This is a genomic window from Mesorhizobium sp. M7A.F.Ca.CA.002.09.1.1 (assembly GCF_003998555.1).
Classification (GTDB): Bacteria; Pseudomonadota; Alphaproteobacteria; order Rhizobiales; family Rhizobiaceae; genus Mesorhizobium; species Mesorhizobium ciceri.
Genome location: NZ_RZRR01001430.1, coordinates 1 through 781, shown reverse-complemented (window position 1 = coordinate 781; position 781 = coordinate 1). Strand labels below are relative to the sequence as shown.

Genomic DNA, 781 nt, shown 5'->3' with positions numbered 1-781 from the left:
GGCCAAGGGATCGGCAAACAGCAATCCTGCCAAGGATTTTACCGCCAAGGACGTCACTTTCTATGAAGGCGCGCCCCAGTTCGCCAAAGCGGTCGGCGCCGACATTTCCATGCGCGGCGACCGTGCGCTGGTTTTCGTGCACGGCTTCAACAACGGTTTTGACGACGGCATCTACCGGCTGACGCAGATCGCCCACGACACCAAATATCCCGGCACCCCGGTGCTGTTCTCCTGGGCTTCGAGCGGCAAGACCACGGGTTACATCTACGACAAGGAAAGCGCCAACGCAGCGCGCGACGACCTCGAGGCGACGCTCAGGATGCTGGCCAAGACAAAGGTCAAGAGCATCGACATCATCGCCCATTCGATGGGAACCTGGGTGACCATGGAGACGCTGCGCCAGCTTGCCATCACCGGCGACCGGGATCTCGGCGGCAAACTGGGCTACGTCATCCTGGCCTCGCCCGACATCGATGTCGACGTCTTCAAGAAGCAGATGATCCGCTACGGCAAACCCGACAAGCCGTTCGCCATCCTGCTCTCTGCGGATGACCGGGCTCTCAAGCTCTCGTCCCTGATCTCGGGCGACAAGCCGCGCGTCGGCGACTACGGCAACGCTGCAGACCTCGCCAGCTATGGCGTGTCGGTGGTCGATCTTTCCCAGGCCAAGGGCGGCGACCGCCTCAACCACGCCAAATTCGCCGACAACCCGATGCTGGTGCAACTGCTCGGCGACCGGCTGCGGGCGCCGGCGGGCCTCGCCTCGGACGAACCCGACCCG

General features: G+C 63.4%; 1 protein-coding gene. It reads left to right on the top strand.

Features of this window, described 5'->3' with window-relative positions:
* The coding region (locus EN994_RS33765; protein WP_127308275.1) for an alpha/beta hydrolase at nucleotides 1–781 on the top strand (781 nt) is incomplete at both ends.